The sequence below is a fragment of the Enterococcus sp. DIV0167 genome, from assembly GCF_050541555.1.
Classification (GTDB): Bacteria; Bacillota; Bacilli; order Lactobacillales; family Enterococcaceae; genus Enterococcus; species Enterococcus faecalis.
Map to the genome: position 1 here is coordinate 1,164,649 of NZ_CP172933.1, position 19,668 is coordinate 1,184,316.

The window sequence follows — 19,668 nt, forward strand, 5'->3', positions numbered from 1 at the left end:
CTTTACTGAATAATCAATCCTGTTAAGAATAACATAACCATACCGATGGCAGCTAGGCCGCAAACAATAATATGGCGACGTTTGTACATCACTACAATGGCGATGAACTCTCGAATAAACGCGTTAGGTAAAAAATAAAAAGCGGTTTTTGCACCAATGCCATCAGCTTTTAAGCCAGCCATTCGAGCGAAAAGACCCGCTCGGAAAAGGTGATAATTGTTTGTAGTAAAAATGGCTTGGAAATTAGCATTTCCAAAATCCTCAATCATTGTTTCTTTGGAAAAACGCATATTTTCCAGGGTGTTTTTTGAATGAGCTTCTACTAAAATATCATCATCAGGAATACCTTGTGTCAAAGCATACATTTTCATCGCGACACTTTCAGGAAGTAATTCATCGGGACCTTGGCCACCAGACATGACGATTTTTGGTGGATTTAACGTTGCGCGATTTTGAGCCTTGTAAAATTGAATGGCTTTGTTGATGCGGGCTTGCAATAACGGCGGCACAATCTCACCATTGATTAACCCCGAACCTAACACAACAATATAATCCTGTGTATATTTTGGCTGATTAAATTGATACAACGTAGAAACAGTTAAAAAATTATAAAAAACAAACGCGAAATAAGTCAAAATAAATGGCGCAATAGTTAAGGGTAAGGAGAGCCACGTTGGTAACAACGATTGAAAAAAGAAATTATAGATTAATAGTAATGTTAAGCCAATTGCCAGCAACAACGTCAACAAGTTCCCTAGAGACCGACCTTCTTTTCTCATAACAACGACCGCATTCCAATAAAGGAAAATAATTAAGGCATAGAGTCCTAAAGCCAAAGCGATAAAAATTGCCAGCAGGGCAATAATTGCTAAGGTGATTAGAAAGTAGTTGTTTGTACGAATCGCAGTAATCCCTAAATAAGTCGCTAGAACCACAAGAAAAATATTAAATAATGTTCCATTCAGTAAACGCCTTTTTTCTTTGAAGTAGAAGAGCGCAAACAAGCCAAAAAAAGCAATGGGAATTAAAAAGAAGGCTGTGCCACGAATGATTTCTAAATATAAAACATATGAGAAGAACATAAAGACGGTCCAGCCAAACATCCACGGCAACCAATCGTGTTCTTTTTTCTTTTTCCGCCACGAGGGAATGAAAAAGAGACCCAATAAATAAACACCTAAAAAGGTTAAATCACCATAAAATTGCATAAATAAACTCCTTTAAAACATTTTTCCTCTTCAGTATAACGAAAACTCTTCAAAAAAAATAGAGGAAGCACTTAGTTTCAGAAAGTTTTCTCGTTCTTTTTTTATAAAAAAAAACCTGACGATTAACGTCAGGTTTTTGAGTCAGTATTGTTTAATTAAGCTTTAGTAACGTTAGTTGCTTGAGGGCCACGTTGACCTTCTTCGATTTCGAAAGTTACTGCTTGACCTTCTTCTAAAGTTTTGAAGCCGTCACCTTGGATAGCTGAGAAATGTACGAATACATCGTTTCCGTTTTCTGCAGTGATGAAGCCAAAGCCTTTGTCTGAGTTAAACCATTTTACTGTACCTGTTTCCATAATAAATATCCTCCTAGATGTGTGTTATAACACATTCATATTTTGCAATTACTTGAAAGGTGAAAAATGTGGAAGATGTTTATTTGAAACAGCTACCCATATTACCGAACAAAAACTACATCTATTACTATAGCATACTAACTGGTTTTTGTATAGCGATAACCTTATTTTCTTTTTTATCGGATGTTTTTTAAAAACTAGAAAGTGAAGATAAGGCTGTTATAGTGCTGTTTCAATAAGACTCAGAAAAAAAGCCCATTGTAAGGCGCTTTCTTACAATGGGCTTTTTGCCTGTTTTTAATAACGGAGGATAGCCGCTAAAGATTTTTCATCTGGTGCAGCTTTTTGGTCTAAAACAAAAACTTGACCGCCGTTTTGAATGACTTGGTAGGCAATGGTGTTTAAAAGTTTGCGACGATCATACTCTTCAGATGACATTTCATTGTTTTCAGTAACAAAGAGTGACGTTGCAATAAAAAGATGGGAAATTTTGCCGTCAGCTGCCGCTGGCGAAATATCTGTAAATTGATCTAAGAATTTACGATCTAGTAATTTGTTATAAGAAGCTGTTTCTTTTTCTGTTAACTCTGCAGCTATTTTTTCACTAGCGCTGCGGATATCTTGAATGGTTGCTTGTGCAGGTGAAGCAGCAACTGAAATTGAGCAATCATAATAAGGGTTTTTAGCAATCTTTTTAAAGAGTGTTTGGTTTTCTGGTAAAGCATAAAGATAAAGCGGTAATTTTTCAGGATTATCCAGTTGATCTTTTAAGAAAGTATCGACTGCTTGATAGTAGTTCACCCAATCAATTTCAACTTCTTTATCTTTAGTATTGATGCTATGATAAGCGACACCTTCTTTAGAACCGTTAGAACTACCTTGAGTTGAAAAGTTTAAATTACCACCCGTTAATTCATCACCTAAAGCTGTGACCACGTCTGTTGGTGCATCTTTAGGCAATTCAACAGGAGTCACAGTCGTATGATCAACCTTGTAAAGTTTCATTGAATCACGATTTAGAGCAAGTAGGTAATAATGGTAGTTAAATTGTTTGTCTTTGACTAGTCCAAGTAAATAAGGAATCGTGTCCACGTAATATTGATCGTCAACGGGCACATCTAATCGTTGAACAAAGGTGTTCTCTGGAGATAAGATGATTGAAACACTTGCTGTGCCGTTGCGCCAGAAGGAAGCATCAGCTAGAAGTGCGTCAATTTTTTCTTGGAAAACAGCCCATTTTTCCTCAGGAAATTTTTTTTCAAAGCGTGTTTTTGCCGCTTTTGCAAAATTTTTCAAAACAAGCGAATCTTTTTCTACGTTTTGATGAGCGACATGGGTGTTAAACAAGAAAGTAACAAACGGTCCATGAACTTCTTCAGAAAATAATGTTGATAAGCTATCTTTTTTTTGATTTGCCATAATAAAATCCCCCTTCTAAAAGTAAGTGTAGCACAGGAAATCGAATGTTTAAAACAATATGTTCAATAAAAGAAAACGCTTTAAAGAATCTAAATAAAGGACTGTTAATGGTGTTCTAATAAAAGTTTTATAAAAAATATAGCTGAAACTCATGATAAAAAAGGCACAAACCACTATACTTACGTTATGCCAATTATCCCGAATTGGTTTTTTCATACTTACTCCTACCAAGAGTAAATAACAACCTTCATTTCCACCACAGACGACGGTCGTGGTGGTTTTTTTATTTAGGTTCTAGTTTTTGCTATTAATTGACTAGGAGAAGTGAACGCTCTTTAAGAATTTGTCATTTCAAATTTACGGAACCGCAAGAAACGATTTGCTTCTTCCTCTAACTGAGTAATTTCTTCTTCTGTTAACTCTTCCGTAGTAATGTGAATATGTAACTCTTTTTGTGTGCTTGTCATAGGTGCCTGATGATTGATCTCTGTTTGTTGGGTGCGGCCCATTAAATAGTCCAAGGAAACAGAAAAATAGTCTGCTATTTTTAAAAGATTCTCTACTTTAGGCGAAGAGGTATCCCAACGACGAATTTGTCCATTGGAAATGCCGACGTTTCTTTCTAATTGGGCGAGGGTTAATTGCTTTGACTGAGCTAGTTGTTTAATGCGAGAAATTAAGGTCATTTCAAGTCCTCCTTGTGTTTTCCGTTTGCTAATTTTAAATTAGCGTAAAAGCGAATGGTTGTCAATTGCGAGCGTGTAATAAGAAGGTGAACATCTCATGAGTGATTTTTTAGAAAATTTCCGATGAAAAAAAGAAGAAATAGAGTTATTATTAGTAAGTAAACTGTTTTGGAGCGAGAGGGGATGAATCAATGGAGAAAATTAAAAGTTACCAAGAGGATTCTGAAGTGCAGAAAAATCGTTGGTGGATCTTAGTTTCTGTGGCTATGTTTACCTTCATGTCTACATTAGATTCCAGCATTGTAAATATTGCTTTACCGACTATTTCAAAAGAAATGTCCGTACCCATGAATCAAGCGGAATGGGTCGTATCTATTTATTTAATGGTTGTCTGTGCTTGTTTATTATTATTTGGAAAAATTGGCTACAGTTTTGGAAAAATAAAAGTTTATCGAATTGGCACGGTTATTTTTACGATTGGTTCGTTACTTTGTGGCTTTAATCAATCGCTGAGCTTTCTATTATTTGCGCGAGTCGTTCAAAGTATTGGTGCTAGCATGACCATGGCGACCAATTCAGGAATTATTACGGAAGTATTCCCTTTAAATGAAAGAGGGCGGGCGCTTGGTGCAGTAGGTGCCTTTGTCTCTTTAGGCGCGATTGCTGGTCCTGGGATTGGTGGATTGATCTTATCAAACTTTTCTTGGTCGTATATTTTTTGGATTAATGTTCCTGTGGGGCTAGTTACAATTTTAATTGGCGAAAAGTTTCTACCAAAAGATATTACAAAAACAAAAGAAAAAATCGATTTTTCAGGATTTGCTTGTATTGCCATTGCGATTATGACGTTCTTCGGTGGGATTTTCCTCGGACAAGAGAGCGGGTTTGGCTCGTTACAATCCTATTTATTGTTCATTATTGCAGTAATCGCATTAGGATTATTTATAATGGTTGAACGAAAAAGAAAAAGCCCACTTATTAAGTTCGCAATTTTTAAAAACAAAATTTTTACATTAAGTTTATTGTCCGCCGTTTTAATTTTTGCCTCAAACTTTTTTGTAAATGTTGTCATTCCATTTTATTTGCAGGATGCACGCAAACTAAGTGCTAGTTATGCTGGTCTATTAATGATGGTATTTCCGTTATTAATGGTGGTTGGGGCTCCTCTGAGTGGCTATTTGACGGATAAAATTGGCCCAGCTATTTTAACGTTTGGCGGATTGTTGCTCTTGTGCTGTACGTCGTTAATGTATATGTTTTTAGATATGAACTCGCCCATCTGGTATTATGTGATTGCAACAGCCATTATGGGCTTGGGAAATGCACTTTTCCAGTCTCCAAACAATACAATGGTTATGAGCAGTGTTGAAAAGCAAGATTTAGGTGTAGCAGGAAGTATGAATTCTTTTGCTAGAAACTTAGGGATGGTCATTGGGATTGCGTTGTCAACGACCATTTTATATCGTGGTATGAGCGAAGCCTATGGTGAACGAGTAACCACGTATCTGGCTAATCGCCCAGATATATTTATTGTGGGAATGCGTGAAACCTTTTTTGTCGCCTTTCTATTATGTGTGGCGGCCTTTATATTAACGATTTTACGTTTTCGGAAAACAACCAAATAAGTAAAAAGAAACAGACGAGAAAGATTCATGATTTTTCTCGTCTGTTTCTTTACTAGCTAAGAAAATAAGCAAATGCGATTGTATATTTCTAATTCTCTGTTACAATAAAGAAAGTAAACTGTACTAAACTGTACTACTTTTAAGAATGAATTTGACGATTAATTATCATAAGAGTGTGTAGAAAATACCGTAGGAGGAATACAAATGGAACTGATAGGACATGGACATTCATGTATTGAAATTCGTCTAAACGACGGCACGAACCTTTTATTTGATCCTTTTATTAATGGGAACCCTTTAGCGGACGTTTCACTTGAAGATTTACACCCTGATTACATCTTAATCACTCACGGACACAGCGATCATATTGGCGATATGCTAGCAATTGCTCAAGCCAACAAGGCAACAATTATTGCGATAGCTGAAGTGGCTACGTATGCACAGTCGCAAGGGGTAAAAGCGCATGGAATGAATCTAGGTGGGCGTTATGTCTTTCCTTTTGGTTCGGTTAAATTTGTGCCAGCTTTGCATAGTTCCGGTTATGAAATAGACGGCGTAATGACCTACATGGGCGAAGCAAGTGGGATTATTTTAGAAGCAGAAGATAAAAAAATTTATCACGCTGGTGATACGGCGTTGTTTTCAGATATGCGCCTTTTTGCAAAAGACAAATCCATTGATGTAGCGTTCTTACCAATTGGCGATAATTATACGATGGGACCAGAGGATGCGCTAGAAGCAGTCTCTTACTTAAATCCCAAAATAACAATTCCAATTCATTACAATACCTTTCCTGTTATCCAACAAAATCCAGCAATATTCGCAGAGCAAGTAGTTGGCGGGAAAGTATTAAACCCAGGAGAGACGATCCTAGTTTAGGAGGAAATTATGGCGACGAAACATGATCAAATTTTAAAACATATTGAAGAATTACCAATTGGCGATCGAATCTCTGTTCGAAGCATTGCCAAAAGTTTAAGTGTTAGTGAAGGAACAGCGTATCGGGCCATCAAAGATGCAGAAAATATTGGGCTTGTTTCCACCATTCAACGTGTTGGTACGATACGAATTGAGCGGAAGTTAAAAAAACATATTGAAAAATTAACATTTGGTGAAGTGGTCCGGATTATTGAAGGGGATGTGTTAGGCGGTAGCTCTGGTCTAGACAAAGTCCTTAATAAATTTGTAATTGGTGCGATGACAGAAACCGCGATGACGCGATATATTACTCCAGGCTCCTTAATGATTGTTGGTAACCGCCAAGGTGTGCAAAAGCTTGCTTTAGAAAATGGGGCAGCCGTTTTAATTACAGGTGGATTTGAAACATCTGAAGAGATTGCGCAGTTAGCAGATCGTCTGGGTATGCCTGTCTTGAGAACCACATATGATACATTTACTGTGGCTACTATGATTAACCGTGCTTTAAGTGATCAGCTGATTAAAAAAGACATTTTACTCGTCAGTGATATTTATACAGCGCTTGAAAAAACCAATTATTTGTTGACAACTCAAACGATTGCAGATTATCAGGCATTATCTGAAAGTACCCATCATTCTCGTTTCCCAGTAGTAAATAAGAAATTACGTTTAGTGGGGATTGTCACAGCCAAAGATGTCATTGGTAAAAGTGAACATTTAACCGTGGATAAAGTCATGACAAAGGACCCCAATGTTGTGAAAAAGATGATGAGTGTAGCGAGTGTCAGTCATCAAATGATTTGGGATGGTCTAGAAGTCATGCCGGTGGTGGAAGATGATTTAGCGCTTGTTGGAATTGTTTCTCGCCAAGATGTGATGAAAGCCATGCAATTGGTGCAACGACAACCACAAATTGCAGATACAATTTCAGATCAAATTTCCGGGGAAGTGATGCCTGTTGAAGAAAATGGCAAAGAAACAACCCGTTTTCGTTTTTCGGTTGCGCCCCAAATGGTTAACAGTGTTGGTACCATCTCGTTCGGTGTCCTAAGTGAAATTATTTCTAACGTGACACAACGAACAATGTTGATGAATCAAAAAAGAAACGTATTAATTGAACAAGTGAATCTACATTATTTGCGGCTAATCCAGCTGGAAAGTGAATTGGACATTCGTCCACGGATTTTAGAAATTGGCCGTCGCTCTGCAAAATTAGATATTGAAGTTTATTTAGAAAATGTCATTGTGGCAAAAGCAATTGTTGTTTGCCAAGTGATGGAGAGAACGTAGGAGGCTACAAAGAATGGACGTAGTAAAAGAAATTATGGCAGCAATTAAACAATATGAAACAATTATTATTCATAGACATCAAAGGCCCGATCCAGATGCAATTGGCTCACAGGTTGGGTTAGCAGAACTCTTAAGAGCGAGCTTTCCTGAAAAAAATATTTATCAAGTAGGCGGACCAGTGGAAGGCTTAGAGTTTTTAGCTGAAATGGACGTTATTACTGACGATGTCTATCGAGGTGCATTAGTCATTGTAACAGATACTGCAAATGCTCCACGAATTAGTGATGCGCGTTTTTCTTTAGGCGATCAATTAATTAAAATCGATCATCATCCGAATGATGAACCCTATGGAGATTTAGTTTGGGTGAATACAAATGCAAGTAGTTGTAGTGAAATTATTGTTGATTTTTGGCAACAGCATTTAGCAGAATTAACGATGACAGATAATGCAGCTCGTTTATTGTATGCTGGGATTGTGGGGGATACAGGACGTTTTCTTTATCCTTCCACTTCGGCGCATACACTCGCTGTCGCTGCGCAATTGCGTACGTTTAACTTTAATGCCGCAGACTTAAATCGTGAGTTAGACCAAATGCCTTTAAAGGTTGCTAAATTAGCGGGTTATATTTATCAAAATTTAGAAATCGACGCAAATGGCGCTGCTCGTGTCGTTTTACCACAAAGTATTTTAAACAGTTATGATATTGTCGATTCTGAAACGGCAGCCATTGTTTCAATGCCAGGAAAAATTGAAGATGTTCTCTCATGGGCAATCTTTGTTGAACAGCCGGAAGGTTATTATCGCGTTCGGTTACGTTCCAAAGGACCAATCATTAATACAATTGCTAAAAAACATCATGGCGGCGGCCATCCTTTGGCAAGTGGCGCTAATGCACGTGATGCGGCTGAAATTGAAGTGATTTACCAAGAAATCCAAGCAGCTTGCCAAGAGTGGGCTCAAAAATAAATAAGCAATTAGAAAGTAGTTATCGGACGTTGATAAATCATTAGGACTACTTTTCATTCACTAGAAAATAAGGTAAAATGAAAAAGAATTATTTTTTACAAAGGAGAACGTTAATGACAGAGCAATTACCAAACTGCCCTGAATGTGGGTCGGCATATGCCTATGAAGATCGCGGATTATTTATTTGTCCAGAATGCGGTCATGAATGGTCACCAACAGAAGAAGTTGCAGAAGAAGGCTTAGTAGTCAAGGACTCAAATGGCAATCTTTTAGCGGATGGTGACAGTGTTACTGTAATCAAAGATTTGAAAGTTAAAGGTGCCAGTGGCGCAATTAAACAAGGCACAAAAGTGAAAAACATTCGTTTAGTGGAAGGTGATCATAACATCGACTGTAAGGTAGATGGCTTTGGTCCAATGAAGTTAAAATCAGAGTTTGTTAAGAAAAATTAAATTTCATTTGAATGATGAGACAGTAAGAGTCTAGGACACAACCATCGTCCTAGACTCTTACTAATGTTTATCGGTCTTGTATTTTATCATTGTACGAAGGCCGTGCCAAGCGTTGTAAAGTGTGAGGATTAACCCGATACCTAAAGGAATCCATAACCATTGCGGAGAATAAGCGGCATCTTTTAACGTTTCAGGGTTGATGGTCCATGATTCTTGCAATACTTGGAAACTAAAAACCATGAGAAATGTTGAAATAAGTAACAAAATAAACCGTAAATAATGAATCGTTGTTTGACGGTGAATCAGTGCAAAGAGTAAGTAGAGCACAAGTAAAAATAGCGGCACTCCAAACGCAAAATATGGCTGTAACATGAGAACGTCCTCCTTTTTCTTAATGATACTGCAAAGGAGAGGATTTGCAAAATAAAATTTATTGTTGGTACATTTTTTTAGAAACAAGTATAGTGTTATTGAGGCATTCATACTTGAAATTGTTTATCTTGGAGGAATTTTTATGGCAGTATATAGCGAACCAATTAAATGGGCAATCATTATTTTCCCGTTTCTAGCATTTTTTATTTCTGGGGCATTATTAATCTATGAATACCGCAAATATGGTTCCTTTGTTTGGACACGAGCAATGATTTTGTATTCATTTGTTTTTTATTTATTATGTGCCTATTTCTTGGTGATTTTACCTTTGCCATCTCGGGCAGAAGTGGCTCAATACACAGGACCAACAATGGAACTGCGGCCTTTTCATTTTATTTCAGGGATTTTAAACGAAACTGTTTTTTCGCTCAAAGATCCAAGTACGTATTTGCCAGCATTAAAACAGCATGCCGTTTTAGAACCACTGTTTAATGTTTTATTAGTTTTACCTTTTGGTGTGTATTTACGGTATTATTTCAAATGTTCATTTTTAAAAACAGTTCTTGCGAGTTTTTTATTGTCATTATTTTTTGAATTAACACAGTTATCTGGCCTTTATTTTATTTATCCACGTTCGTATCGCTTGGCGGATGTCAATGATTTAATTAATAATACCGTCGGAGGCATAGTTGGTTATTGGTTGACGCCACTCTTTACCTTTTTATTGCCAACAAGAGAAGAAATTGATGCCACCTCTTATGAAAAAGGGCAGACAGTTAGCCTGTTAAGACGTTTCTTTGCATGGGGGATTGATTGGTTGGTGATTGGCTTTGTGCAAGGCCTGCTCGTTTTTGGACTAAATTTCATTCCAGCTTATAAAAATTGGGCAACCAATTATCCGATTTTTTCAGATCGGATGTGGTTCTTTATCATGGTTTTTGCGGTCTTTATCGTCATGATGAAACTGACAAACGGTCAAACGTTAGGGAAAAAAGTTGTTCGCATTCGGGTGGTTGAAACAGGACATGAAAAAATTCGTTTAAAAGCCTTGTTTGTTCGCTACGGTTATTTGTATTTTGTGTATGGTTTAATTAGTATTTATCTAGCCAATGCCACTGATTTATTGAATTCTTCTAATCGGATGTTGCAAATGGTGTCACTGCTTCTGTATTTGTTCTGTTTAATTTTATATTTACTGTTTTTGATCAACGTTTTGTTAACCTTGATTCGTAAAAAACGGCGTTTGTTTTATGAAAAAGCCAGCCATACTTATACAGTCAGTACATTAGAAGTTGCGAAAACAAAGGAATCAGCAGGTGAGTAAAAGTTGTTTTTGTGTTATAATGCCAAAGTGCATAAAGAATTTAACGAGAAGAGGTGAGGCAAGTGCCTTCATTTAAACAATTTCAATTTCAACCTTTTATCAACGAAGCACTCGCAGAAAAAGGGTTTGAAGAACCAACAGAAGTCCAAGAAAAATTAATCCCAATCATTAAGAAAGGGAAAAGTGTCATTGGACAATCGCAAACAGGAAGTGGAAAGACGCATACTTTTTTACTTCCATTAATGGATAAAGTTAAGCCAACTATCGACGAAGTACAAATTGTGATTACTGCGCCTAGTCGTGAATTAGCCAATCAAATTTATCAAGAAGCGCAGCAACTGGCTCGTTTCAGTCAACCAGAAATTCGCGTGTCAAATTTTGTTGGCGGAACAGATAAACAACGTCAATTAAATAAATTAAAGCATCAGCAACCTCATGTGGTGATTGGTACACCAGGGCGTATTTTAGATATGATGAATGAACAAGCCTTGAAAGTGCATACGGCTTTTGCCTTTGTTGTCGATGAAGCAGACATGACATTAGATATGGGCTTTTTAGCAGAAGTCGATCAAATTGCTGGCCGTTTGCCAGAAAAATTACAAATGCTCGTTTTTTCTGCAACCATTCCAGAAAAATTACGACCATTCTTAAAAAAATATTTAGAAAATCCAGTGATTGAACATATCAAACCAAAAGCAGTTATTTCAGAAACAATTGACAATTGGTTGATTTCCACCAAAGGAAAAAACAGCAATCAAATAATTTATCAATTATTGACTATCGGGCATCCTTATTTAGCGATTGTTTTTGCAAATACTAAACAAAGAGTTGATGAAATCACCGATTACTTAAAAGATCAGGGCCTAAAAGTTGCCAAAATTCATGGAGACATTACACCACGCGAAAGAAAACGTGTGATGCGTCAAGTTCAAAATCTTGACTACCAATATGTGGTAGCTACTGATTTAGCCGCACGTGGGATTGATATTGAAGGGGTTTCACATGTCATCAATGCAGAAGTTCCACATGAATTGGACTTCTTTATCCATCGGGTTGGCCGCACAGGACGTAATGGATTGAATGGGACTGCCATAACATTATATTCACCAGCAGATGATGAAGCGATTACTCAGATTGAGCAATTAGGTGTTTCTTTCAAACCAAAAGAAATTAAAAATGGTGAGATTGTAGAGACGTATGATCGCAACCGTCGAACAAAACGAGAAAAATCTCGAGAAGAATTAGACCCAACGTTAATTGGTTTAGTGAAAAAGAAAAAGAAAAAAATTAAACCAGGATACAAGAAAAAAATTAATTGGGCAATTGAAGACAGCAATAAGAAAAAACGTAAAATTGAACGTCGTCAAAAAGATCGTTCTGCTAGAAAAGCAAAAAAGAATTCTTCTAACTAAAAACGTTGTGGATTATAGAAAGTAAGGGACGAGAATCGTAAAGATTCTCGTCCCTTACTTTTTTATATGATAAATATTTAAGTCACTTTTAAAATAACTCTTTTTTTAAAGTGACTATTGCTAAAAGTAGAGAAATTTACCAATTAATTGTAAAGATTTTTGTCGAAAACATCAAAATGTTAGTGTTAAAGATCAACATTTTGATGTTTTCTCAAGAAAAAAATAATAAAATTACAGAATTTTTGGCGTGTTTTAGCAAAAAGTAGGAAGTTTCGGCTCTTTTTTTGTTAAAAAATCGGCTTTATTAGCTGATATTAAAGGAAATTCATTTTTTTTTACGGAGGATAAAAAAATTTTACACACAAAAAAATTCATTTTCTAATATAATATAAATAACCACCAAAATAAAGAATAAAGGAGCTAAGAGAGATGAAGATAAAAAGGTGTTTATTAATCAATCGCTGGAGGAAACACGCAATTTGGTAACGTAGTTTGGTTGGTGCGTTTAGTTATTGGTAGCAGAGAGAATTTTTAGGAGGAAAGAAGAAATGAGAAGGATTTTGGTATTAACAAAGAACATTTTAGTTGAGCAAACATTTCAGCAGCAATTACAACATTTAAATTATGAAGTCTTTTGTACGAACTGCTTTGAAGAAACTATAGAACATGAGTTAACTTTTTTTAATTATTTTGATGCAATTGTATTAAGCGAAACACTTTCTCAGAACGATTGCTTGAGATTATTAGGAAGTCTTTCATCGTTAGAGAAGCCGATTTATCGACGTTCACAATCGATGTGTAATAAACGTGAAGCGGAGATTTGGCAGGAAAGAGGTATTATCCGGTGGTTAGGCCTCAAAGATTCATTGGAAGATATTCGTGAAAAAATTGACACTGTCGATCAAAGTTTTGCCGAAGTCACAGCCGAGCTACTTGATGACCAAGTAAAAAAGATTCGCTTTACAAAAAACGAGCAACGCTTTTTAAAAATCTTGTATCAGCATGCCCACGAAGGGTTGGATCGTGATCAAATTTGTCGCTTGCTTTGGCAGAAAGAACCAGATGCTTCTACAAAATCGCAGCTGTCTTTCGTATGTAAACGAGTGAAACAAAAATTTAGTGATGCAGGTATGAACGAAGAGATTATTACAACCTCTTGGGGAAAAGGGTATCAAATAAATGAACAAATTTTGCCTTATTTAGAGCAAACGTTATTTGAAACAGCTCAGTAAGGAAAGATTCCTACGAAAACAATTGACTTTTTAGCAGATCTTTCTTATACTTTTGACTATAAGCTAAAGGATATGAGGAATCTTATTTTGATCACAGAAAGCCGTTCATTGCTGAGAGAAGGGCATCAGATAAATTTACTTGCTCCCTTTAGATGGACTTGATAGAAATATCAACGCGACTCTGCGTTATAGAGCTTAAGAGGTAATGATCCAACATCATTGCAATCAAGGTGGTACCGCGAGCAATCGTCCTTGACTGCAATGGTGTTTTTTGTGTTCACAATCTGCCACTTAAGAGGGTACAAAATATAAATAGTTAATTATTAATAGAAAGTAGGAAAATCAATGAAAGAATTAACAAGTAGTCAAGTTCGCCAAATGTATTTAGACTTCTTTAAGTCTAAAGGACATTCAGTAGAACCAAGCGCTTCTTTAGTACCAGTAAACGATCCAACATTATTATGGATTAACTCTGGTGTTGCGACCTTGAAAAAATATTTTGATGGCTCTGTTGTGCCAGAAAATCCAAGAATTACGAATGCTCAAAAATCTATTCGTACAAATGATATTGAGAATGTTGGGAAAACGGCTCGTCATCATACAATGTTTGAAATGTTAGGGAACTTCTCAATTGGAGATTATTTTAAAAATGAAGCGATTCACTGGGCCTGGGAATTTTTAACTGGTGCTGAATGGCTTGCTTTTGACCCAGAAAAATTATATGTGACTGTTTATCCGAAAGATACAGAAGCAAAACGCATTTGGCGTGATGAAGTTGGTTTATCTGAAGATCATATTATTGATGTAGAAGATAACTTCTGGGATATCGGTGCTGGTCCAAGTGGTCCGGATACGGAAATCTTTTATGATCGCGGCGAAGAATTTTTAGATATTCCAGAAGATGATCCAGAAAATTATCCTGGTGGCGAAAATGAACGCTATTTAGAAATTTGGAACTTAGTGTTCTCTGAATTTAACCATACACCAGAAGATACGTATGAACCATTACCACATAAAAACATTGATACGGGCATGGGCTTGGAACGTGTTGTATCTATCATTCAAGATGCACCAACAAATTTTGAAACTGATTTATTTATGCCAATTATTCATGCGGTAGAAGCTTTAGGAACTAACGTGAAATATGGAGATGCACCACAAACGGATGTTTCCTTTAAAGTGATTGCTGACCATATTCGTGCTTTATCCTTTGCAATTGGTGATGGTGCGCTTCCTTCAAATGAAGGTCGTGGCTATGTGTTACGTCGTTTATTACGTCGTGCGGTAATGCACGGGAAAAAATTAGGCATTAATGAAGCCTTTTTATACAAATTAGTGCCTGTTGTTGGCGAAATCATGGTAAGCTACTATCCAGAAGTATTACAACAAAAAGACTTCATCGAAAAAGTGGTTCGGACAGAGGAAGAACGTTTCCATGAAACCATCAATGAAGGTTTAAGCATGTTAAATGAGGTTATTAAAGAAGTTAAAGATGCAAAAGGCGATACATTAGATGGAAAAATTATCTTCAAACTTTATGATACTTTTGGCTTCCCCGTAGAATTAACGGAAGAAGTTGCAGAAGATGAAGGCTTGAAAGTCGACCATGCTGGGTTTGAAACAGAAATGGAAGCACAGCGTGAACGTGCTCGTTCTGCCCGCAGTAAAGAAACTTCAATGGGTGTTCAATCTGCTTTATTAACAGATATTAAAGTAGAAAGTAAATTTGTTGGCTATACAGAATTAACACATGATAGTGAATTATTTGTTATTATTCAAGGTGACGCACTAGTAAATGAAGCATCTGTAGGAACAGCCGAATTAATTTTTGCTGAAACACCATTTTATGCTGAAATGGGTGGACAAATTGCTGACCGCGGCTATGTAAAAAATACCGCAAGGGAAGTCGTTGCCAACGTGGTGGATGTGAAAAAAGCACCAAACGGTCAATTTTTACACAAAGTAGAAGTTTTGGCGCCATTAGCAGAAGGTCAAATTTATCAATTGCAAGTGGACGAACGGATGCGGACACGTATTTTGAAAAACCATACGGCAACCCATTTATTGCATCGTGCTTTAAAAGATGTGTTAGGGGAGCATGCCAACCAAGCAGGCTCATTAGTTGCACCAGGACATCTACGTTTTGACTTTACTCATTTTGGGCAAGTTACATCAGAAGAACTAGCGCGGATGGAAGCCATCGTTAACGAAAAAATCTGGGAAGCTATTCCTGTTGTCACAATTGAAACAGATATTGATACAGCGAAAAACATGGGCGCAATGGCGTTATTTGGCGAAAAATATGGCAAAGAAGTCCGTGTAGTTAATATTGGGGATTACTCTATCGAATTATGTGGTGGAACACATGTTGCTAATACAGAAGATATCGGGATTTTCAAAATTGTTTCTGAATCTGGGATTGGTGCAGGAGTACGCCGTATTGAGGCAGTGACGAGTAAAGAAGCGTATCAACTTTTACAAGAAGAAGAACGTCAATTGAAAGAGATTGCTACACTAGTTAAATCACCTCAATTAAAAGAAGTGGTTACGAAAACAGAGCAATTGCAACAACAATTACGTGATCTACAAAAAGAAAACGAACAATTGGCAGGCAAATTAGCGAACCAACAAGCTGGTGACATTTTTAAAGATGTCAAAGACATCAATGGTGTTCGTTATATTGCCGCTCAAGTCAATGTTAAAGACATGAATCAATTACGCCAATTGGCTGACCAATGGAAACAAAAAGAATTGTCTGATGTACTAGTTCTGGCAACTGCACAAGATGAAAAAGTAAGCTTGTTAGCGGCTATGACAAAAGACATGAACGGAAAAGGCTTAAAAGCCGGTGACTTAATCAAAGCAATTGCGCCAAAAGTTGGCGGTGGTGGCGGTGGTCGTCCTGATATGGCTCAAGCTGGTGGGAAAAATCCAGCAGGGATTGCGGATGCCTTAGCAGAAGTTGAAAACTGGTTGGCAAATGCCTAATTAAAAATGTTTTCCCTATTATTAATATAAGGAGAATGCTCTTTATAGCAATAATGACAGCCCTCTTCAAAGTTATGAAATTGATTTTGAAGGGGGTTCTTTTTGATAAGTGATTACGGAGAGAAAACAGTAGATTGCACGAATGTGTAAGTTTTCATCTTCAATTGACAATGGTATAATAAGCAACGGAGGAATCAAAAATATGAATGAAAATCAATTATCAAAACGTCTCGCAACGGTTGGTGATTTAATCCCTAGAGGAAGTCGCTTAGCAGACATTGGTTCAGACCATGCTTATTTACCAGTTGCTTTAATGTTAGAAAATAAACTGTCTTTTGCTGTGGCTGGGGAAGTGGTGGAAGGCCCCTATCAATCTGCCAAAACCCAAGTCAGTAAATCCAATTTGACGGATAAAATTATCGTACGTTTAGCGAACGGGCTAGATGCAATTGAACCTGAAGATCAAATAGACGTCATTAGTATTTGTGGAATGGGCGGCACATTAATCCGAGATATTTTAGAAGCTGGACGCAAAAAAAATCGTTTAACAGGGAAGGAACGCCTTGTTTTACAACCGAATATTGGTGAACCAACTTTACGCCGCTGGTTAATGGTAAACGACTACAGTATTATTGATGAAACAATCGTGGAAGAAAACCGTAAATTGTATGAAATTATCGTAGCCGAAAAAACAGAGCAATCCGTTTCTTATACGGACCAAGAATTACTATTTGGGCCAGTTTTAATTAAAAAACAAGGACCGGTTTTTACTAAAAAATGGCAACGAGAATTAAAACAGCGCAAAACTGTTCTTGCACAACTAGCAAAAGCAAGTGGAGAACATATTGAAAAACAAGCGAAACTACAGCAAGACCAACAATTAATTGAGGAGGTACTGACCAATGGCTGTGAACGGTAAGACATTGATTCGACGCTTCAATGACTATTGTCCCGAGTGGCTAGCAGAAACGGGAGATCCTGTGGGCTTGCACATTGGTACGTTAGATAAACCAATTGAAAATGTGATGGTTACCTTAGATGTTCGTCCTGAGGTCGTTGCAGAAGCAATTGAGAAGCAGGTTGATTTGATTATTGCGAAACACCCACCTATTTTCCGCCCAGTTAAGCGATTAACCACAGATAATTTTCAAGAAAAAATGTACGCTGATTTATTAAAACACGATATTGCTGTTTACGCAGCGCATACTAACATGGATATTATTGACAATGGCTTAAACGATTGGTTTTGTGAATTATTGGGAATTAAACAGACCACCTTTTTAACTAAAACACATACTGTTCCTTATAAAAAATTAGCCGTTTTTGTGCCAATTGATGAAGCTCCGCAAATGAGAGAAGCTTTAGGTCTAGCTGGCGCCGGGTCTCAAGGTGATTATTCTAAAACAAGTTACTCTTTAATTGGAACAGGACGTTTTACACCAACACAAGGAGCAAATCCAACGATTGGCGAAATTGGTCAAGAAAGTGTCGTCCAAGAAGCAAAAATCGAAGTGATTTTCCCTGAAACTAAACAAGAACAAGTTCTTGCAGCTATGTTACAGGCGCATCCTTATGAAGAACCGGCGTATGATGTTTATACCATTGAAAATCAATCAAAAGAATTTGGTTTAGGTCGGGTTGGAGTATTAGACAAGCCTGTGAGATTCTCTGATTTTGTACAGCAAGTTAAGGAAGCTTTCCAATTGGATGGCTTGCGGGTCATTGCAAAAGATGATACTAAAATGATTCAACGGGTAGCCATTTGTGGTGGAAGTGGTGAAAAATTCTATCATGATGCATTACGTAAACAAGCCGATGTCTATATTACTGGTGATGTGTATTATCATACGGCACATGACATGATTGCTGAAGATTTACCAGTTATCGATCCTGGTCATTACATTGAAGCGCTTTGTAAGCCAAAACTTGTGGAATTAATGAATCAATGGAAACAAGAAAATGAGTGGGCTGTATCCATTTTTGAATCAGAAGCGAATACCAACCCATTTCGTTTTAAATAAAAAAATGAAGATTAAAGGAGTGTTCTTTTATGTATGAAAATCTATTACCTCGTTTTTTACGCTATGTGAAAACAGAAACACGCTCAGATGCAACTAGCACAACGACACCATCAACACAAACACAAGTAGCCTTTGCACAAACCTTAAAAAAAGAATTAGAAGAATTAGGGATGAGCGATGTTATTTATAACGAAACAAATGGTTTTGTGATTGCTACGTTACCTAGTAACGTGGAGAAAGACGTTCGTTCAATCGGCTTTATTGCCCATATGGATACGGCTGATTTTAATGCAGTGAATGTTTCTCCGCAAATTGTTGAGAACTATGACGGAGAATCAACTATTCCTTTAGATAAAGAAGGCAAATTCACTTTAAATACGAAAGACTTTCCTAACTTAAAAAATTATCGTGGTGAAACACTTATCACAACCGATGGTACCACTTTATTAGGGGCTGATGATAAATCAGGTATTGCGGAAATAATGACAGCCATGGAATATTTAATTAATCACCCAGAAATTAAGCATGGCACCATTCGTGTGGCTTTCGGTCCTGACGAAGAAATTGGTGTAGGTGCCGACAAATTTGATGTCGCTCAATTTAACGTGGATTTTGCTTATACAATGGATGGTGGGCCAGTAGGTGAATTACAATTTGAAACGTTTAATGCGGCGCAAGCAGAAATTACAATTCAAGGGAAAAACGTTCATCCAGGAACGGCGAAAAATACAATGATTAATGCGTTACAACTAGGAATTGATTTCCATAATGCCTTACCTGCTGACGAAGTTCCAGAAAAAACAGCAGGTGAAGAAGGCTTTTATCATTTAGCAGCGTTTGCTGGAACGCCAGAAGAAGCTACAATGACGTATATTATTCGCGATCACAATCGCGAGATTTTTGAAGCACGTAAAGCTAAAATTAAAGAAATTCAGCAAACATTGAATGCACCATTTGATGAAGAACGAATCAAAGTTGATTTATTTGATCAATACTATAATATGCGAGAAGTGATTGAAAAAGATATGTCCATTGTCGAAATTGCTAAACAAGCAATGGAAGAATTGTCAATTCAACCAATTATTGAACCTGTTCGCGGTGGAACGGATGGCTCAAAAATTTCTTATTTAGGGATTCCAACACCAAATATCTTTGCTGGTGGCGAAAATATGCATGGCCGTTTTGAATTTGTTTCATTACAAGCCATGGAAAAAGCGACCAATGTGATTATTAAAATTGCTGAATTAAATGCAAAATAAATGAGGTACTCAATAGGAAAGTAAGAAAACGGGCAACCGAGAGCTTACTTTCCTGTTGTAGTTTCATGAGTCATTGAAAATTTTTTTGCAATTAGAATCAGAACAAGGTATCCTAGTACAGTAACTAGTTAGGAGGCCA

Annotated in this window: 17 protein-coding genes; 12 read left to right on the forward strand and 5 right to left on the reverse strand. The window is 37.0% G+C overall.

The genetic code is table 11. The features are described from left to right. Positions 1–2: 2 nt before the first annotated feature. The 4 genes from IGM09_RS05725 to IGM09_RS05740 form a co-directional block, all read right to left on the reverse strand. The gene (locus tag IGM09_RS05725; protein WP_002382277.1) at positions 3–1,208 is read right to left on the reverse strand and encodes a YdcF family protein; all 1,206 of its coding nucleotides are present in this window, start codon (positions 1,206–1,208) and stop codon (positions 3–5) included. A 155-nt stretch (positions 1,209–1,363) separates the two neighbouring features. Further along, complete coding sequence (locus tag IGM09_RS05730; protein ID WP_002357750.1) at positions 1,364–1,564, reverse strand: cold-shock protein; 201 nt, start codon at positions 1,562–1,564, stop codon at positions 1,364–1,366. Positions 1,565–1,861: 297 nt separating this feature from the next. Then, positions 1,862–2,983 (reverse strand): hypothetical protein, encoded by a 1,122-nt coding sequence (locus IGM09_RS05735; protein ID WP_002357749.1) that lies wholly within the window; start codon positions 2,981–2,983, stop codon positions 1,862–1,864. A 335-nt stretch (positions 2,984–3,318) separates the two neighbouring features. Next, positions 3,319–3,669, reverse strand: coding sequence for a helix-turn-helix domain-containing protein (locus tag IGM09_RS05740; protein WP_002357747.1), 351 nt, complete (start codon positions 3,667–3,669; stop codon positions 3,319–3,321). A 191-nt stretch (positions 3,670–3,860) separates the two neighbouring features. Here IGM09_RS05740 and IGM09_RS05745 point away from each other — a divergent pair, with 191 nt between their 5' ends. The 5 genes from IGM09_RS05745 (at position 3,861) to IGM09_RS05765 (ending at position 8,921) form a co-directional block, all read left to right on the forward strand. Then, positions 3,861–5,294: an MFS transporter gene (locus tag IGM09_RS05745; protein ID WP_113826049.1), complete on the forward strand. Its 1,434-nt coding sequence runs from the start codon at positions 3,861–3,863 to the stop codon at positions 5,292–5,294. Between the two features lie 204 nt (positions 5,295–5,498). Then, on the forward strand, positions 5,499–6,173 hold the full coding sequence (locus IGM09_RS05750; protein ID WP_002366611.1) for a metal-dependent hydrolase: 675 nt from the start codon (positions 5,499–5,501) through the stop codon (positions 6,171–6,173). A gap of 9 nt (positions 6,174–6,182) precedes the next feature. Next, positions 6,183–7,502 (forward strand): DRTGG domain-containing protein, encoded by a 1,320-nt coding sequence (locus tag IGM09_RS05755; RefSeq protein ID WP_002357743.1) that lies wholly within the window; start codon positions 6,183–6,185, stop codon positions 7,500–7,502. A 13-nt stretch (positions 7,503–7,515) separates the two neighbouring features. Continuing rightward, the gene (locus IGM09_RS05760) at positions 7,516–8,469 is read left to right on the forward strand and encodes a DHH family phosphoesterase (protein WP_002357742.1); all 954 of its coding nucleotides are present in this window, start codon (positions 7,516–7,518) and stop codon (positions 8,467–8,469) included. Positions 8,470–8,582: 113 nt separating this feature from the next. After that, positions 8,583–8,921, forward strand: a complete 339-nt coding sequence (locus IGM09_RS05765; protein ID WP_002357741.1) for a zinc ribbon domain-containing protein YjdM — start codon at positions 8,583–8,585, stop codon at positions 8,919–8,921. 60 nt (positions 8,922–8,981) lie between these two features. Here the strand turns inward: IGM09_RS05765 and IGM09_RS05770 are convergent, their stop codons facing one another. Then, positions 8,982–9,380 (reverse strand): hypothetical protein, encoded by a 399-nt coding sequence (locus IGM09_RS05770; RefSeq protein ID WP_002382283.1) that lies wholly within the window; start codon positions 9,378–9,380, stop codon positions 8,982–8,984. Between the two features lie 55 nt (positions 9,381–9,435). Here IGM09_RS05770 and IGM09_RS05775 point away from each other — a divergent pair, with 55 nt between their 5' ends. The 7 genes from IGM09_RS05775 (at position 9,436) to pepT (ending at position 19,529) form a co-directional block, all read left to right on the forward strand. After that, a complete protein-coding gene (locus tag IGM09_RS05775) occupies positions 9,436–10,617 on the forward strand; it encodes a VanZ family protein (RefSeq protein ID WP_002357739.1) in 1,182 nt (393 codons plus the stop codon). Between the two features lie 53 nt (positions 10,618–10,670). Beyond that, positions 10,671–12,029 (forward strand): DEAD/DEAH box helicase, encoded by a 1,359-nt coding sequence (locus IGM09_RS05780; RefSeq protein WP_002385937.1) that lies wholly within the window; start codon positions 10,671–10,673, stop codon positions 12,027–12,029. Between the two features lie 548 nt (positions 12,030–12,577). Next, positions 12,578–13,261, forward strand: a complete 684-nt coding sequence (locus IGM09_RS05785) for a helix-turn-helix domain-containing protein (RefSeq protein WP_002374960.1) — start codon at positions 12,578–12,580, stop codon at positions 13,259–13,261. Between the two features lie 345 nt (positions 13,262–13,606). Beyond that, a complete protein-coding gene (gene alaS / locus IGM09_RS05790; protein ID WP_033624948.1) occupies positions 13,607–16,249 on the forward strand; it encodes an alanine--tRNA ligase in 2,643 nt (880 codons plus the stop codon). A gap of 202 nt (positions 16,250–16,451) precedes the next feature. Continuing rightward, a complete protein-coding gene (locus IGM09_RS05795; RefSeq protein WP_010775808.1) occupies positions 16,452–17,168 on the forward strand; it encodes a tRNA (adenine(22)-N(1))-methyltransferase in 717 nt (238 codons plus the stop codon). Next, the gene (locus tag IGM09_RS05800; protein ID WP_002369477.1) at positions 17,152–18,270 is read left to right on the forward strand and encodes a Nif3-like dinuclear metal center hexameric protein; all 1,119 of its coding nucleotides are present in this window, start codon (positions 17,152–17,154) and stop codon (positions 18,268–18,270) included. Before IGM09_RS05795 ends, IGM09_RS05800 begins: the two co-directional genes overlap by 17 nt. Positions 18,271–18,299: 29 nt before the next feature. Next, positions 18,300–19,529, forward strand: a complete 1,230-nt coding sequence (pepT, locus tag IGM09_RS05805) for a peptidase T (RefSeq protein ID WP_002360428.1) — start codon at positions 18,300–18,302, stop codon at positions 19,527–19,529. Positions 19,530–19,668 lie beyond the last annotated feature (139 nt).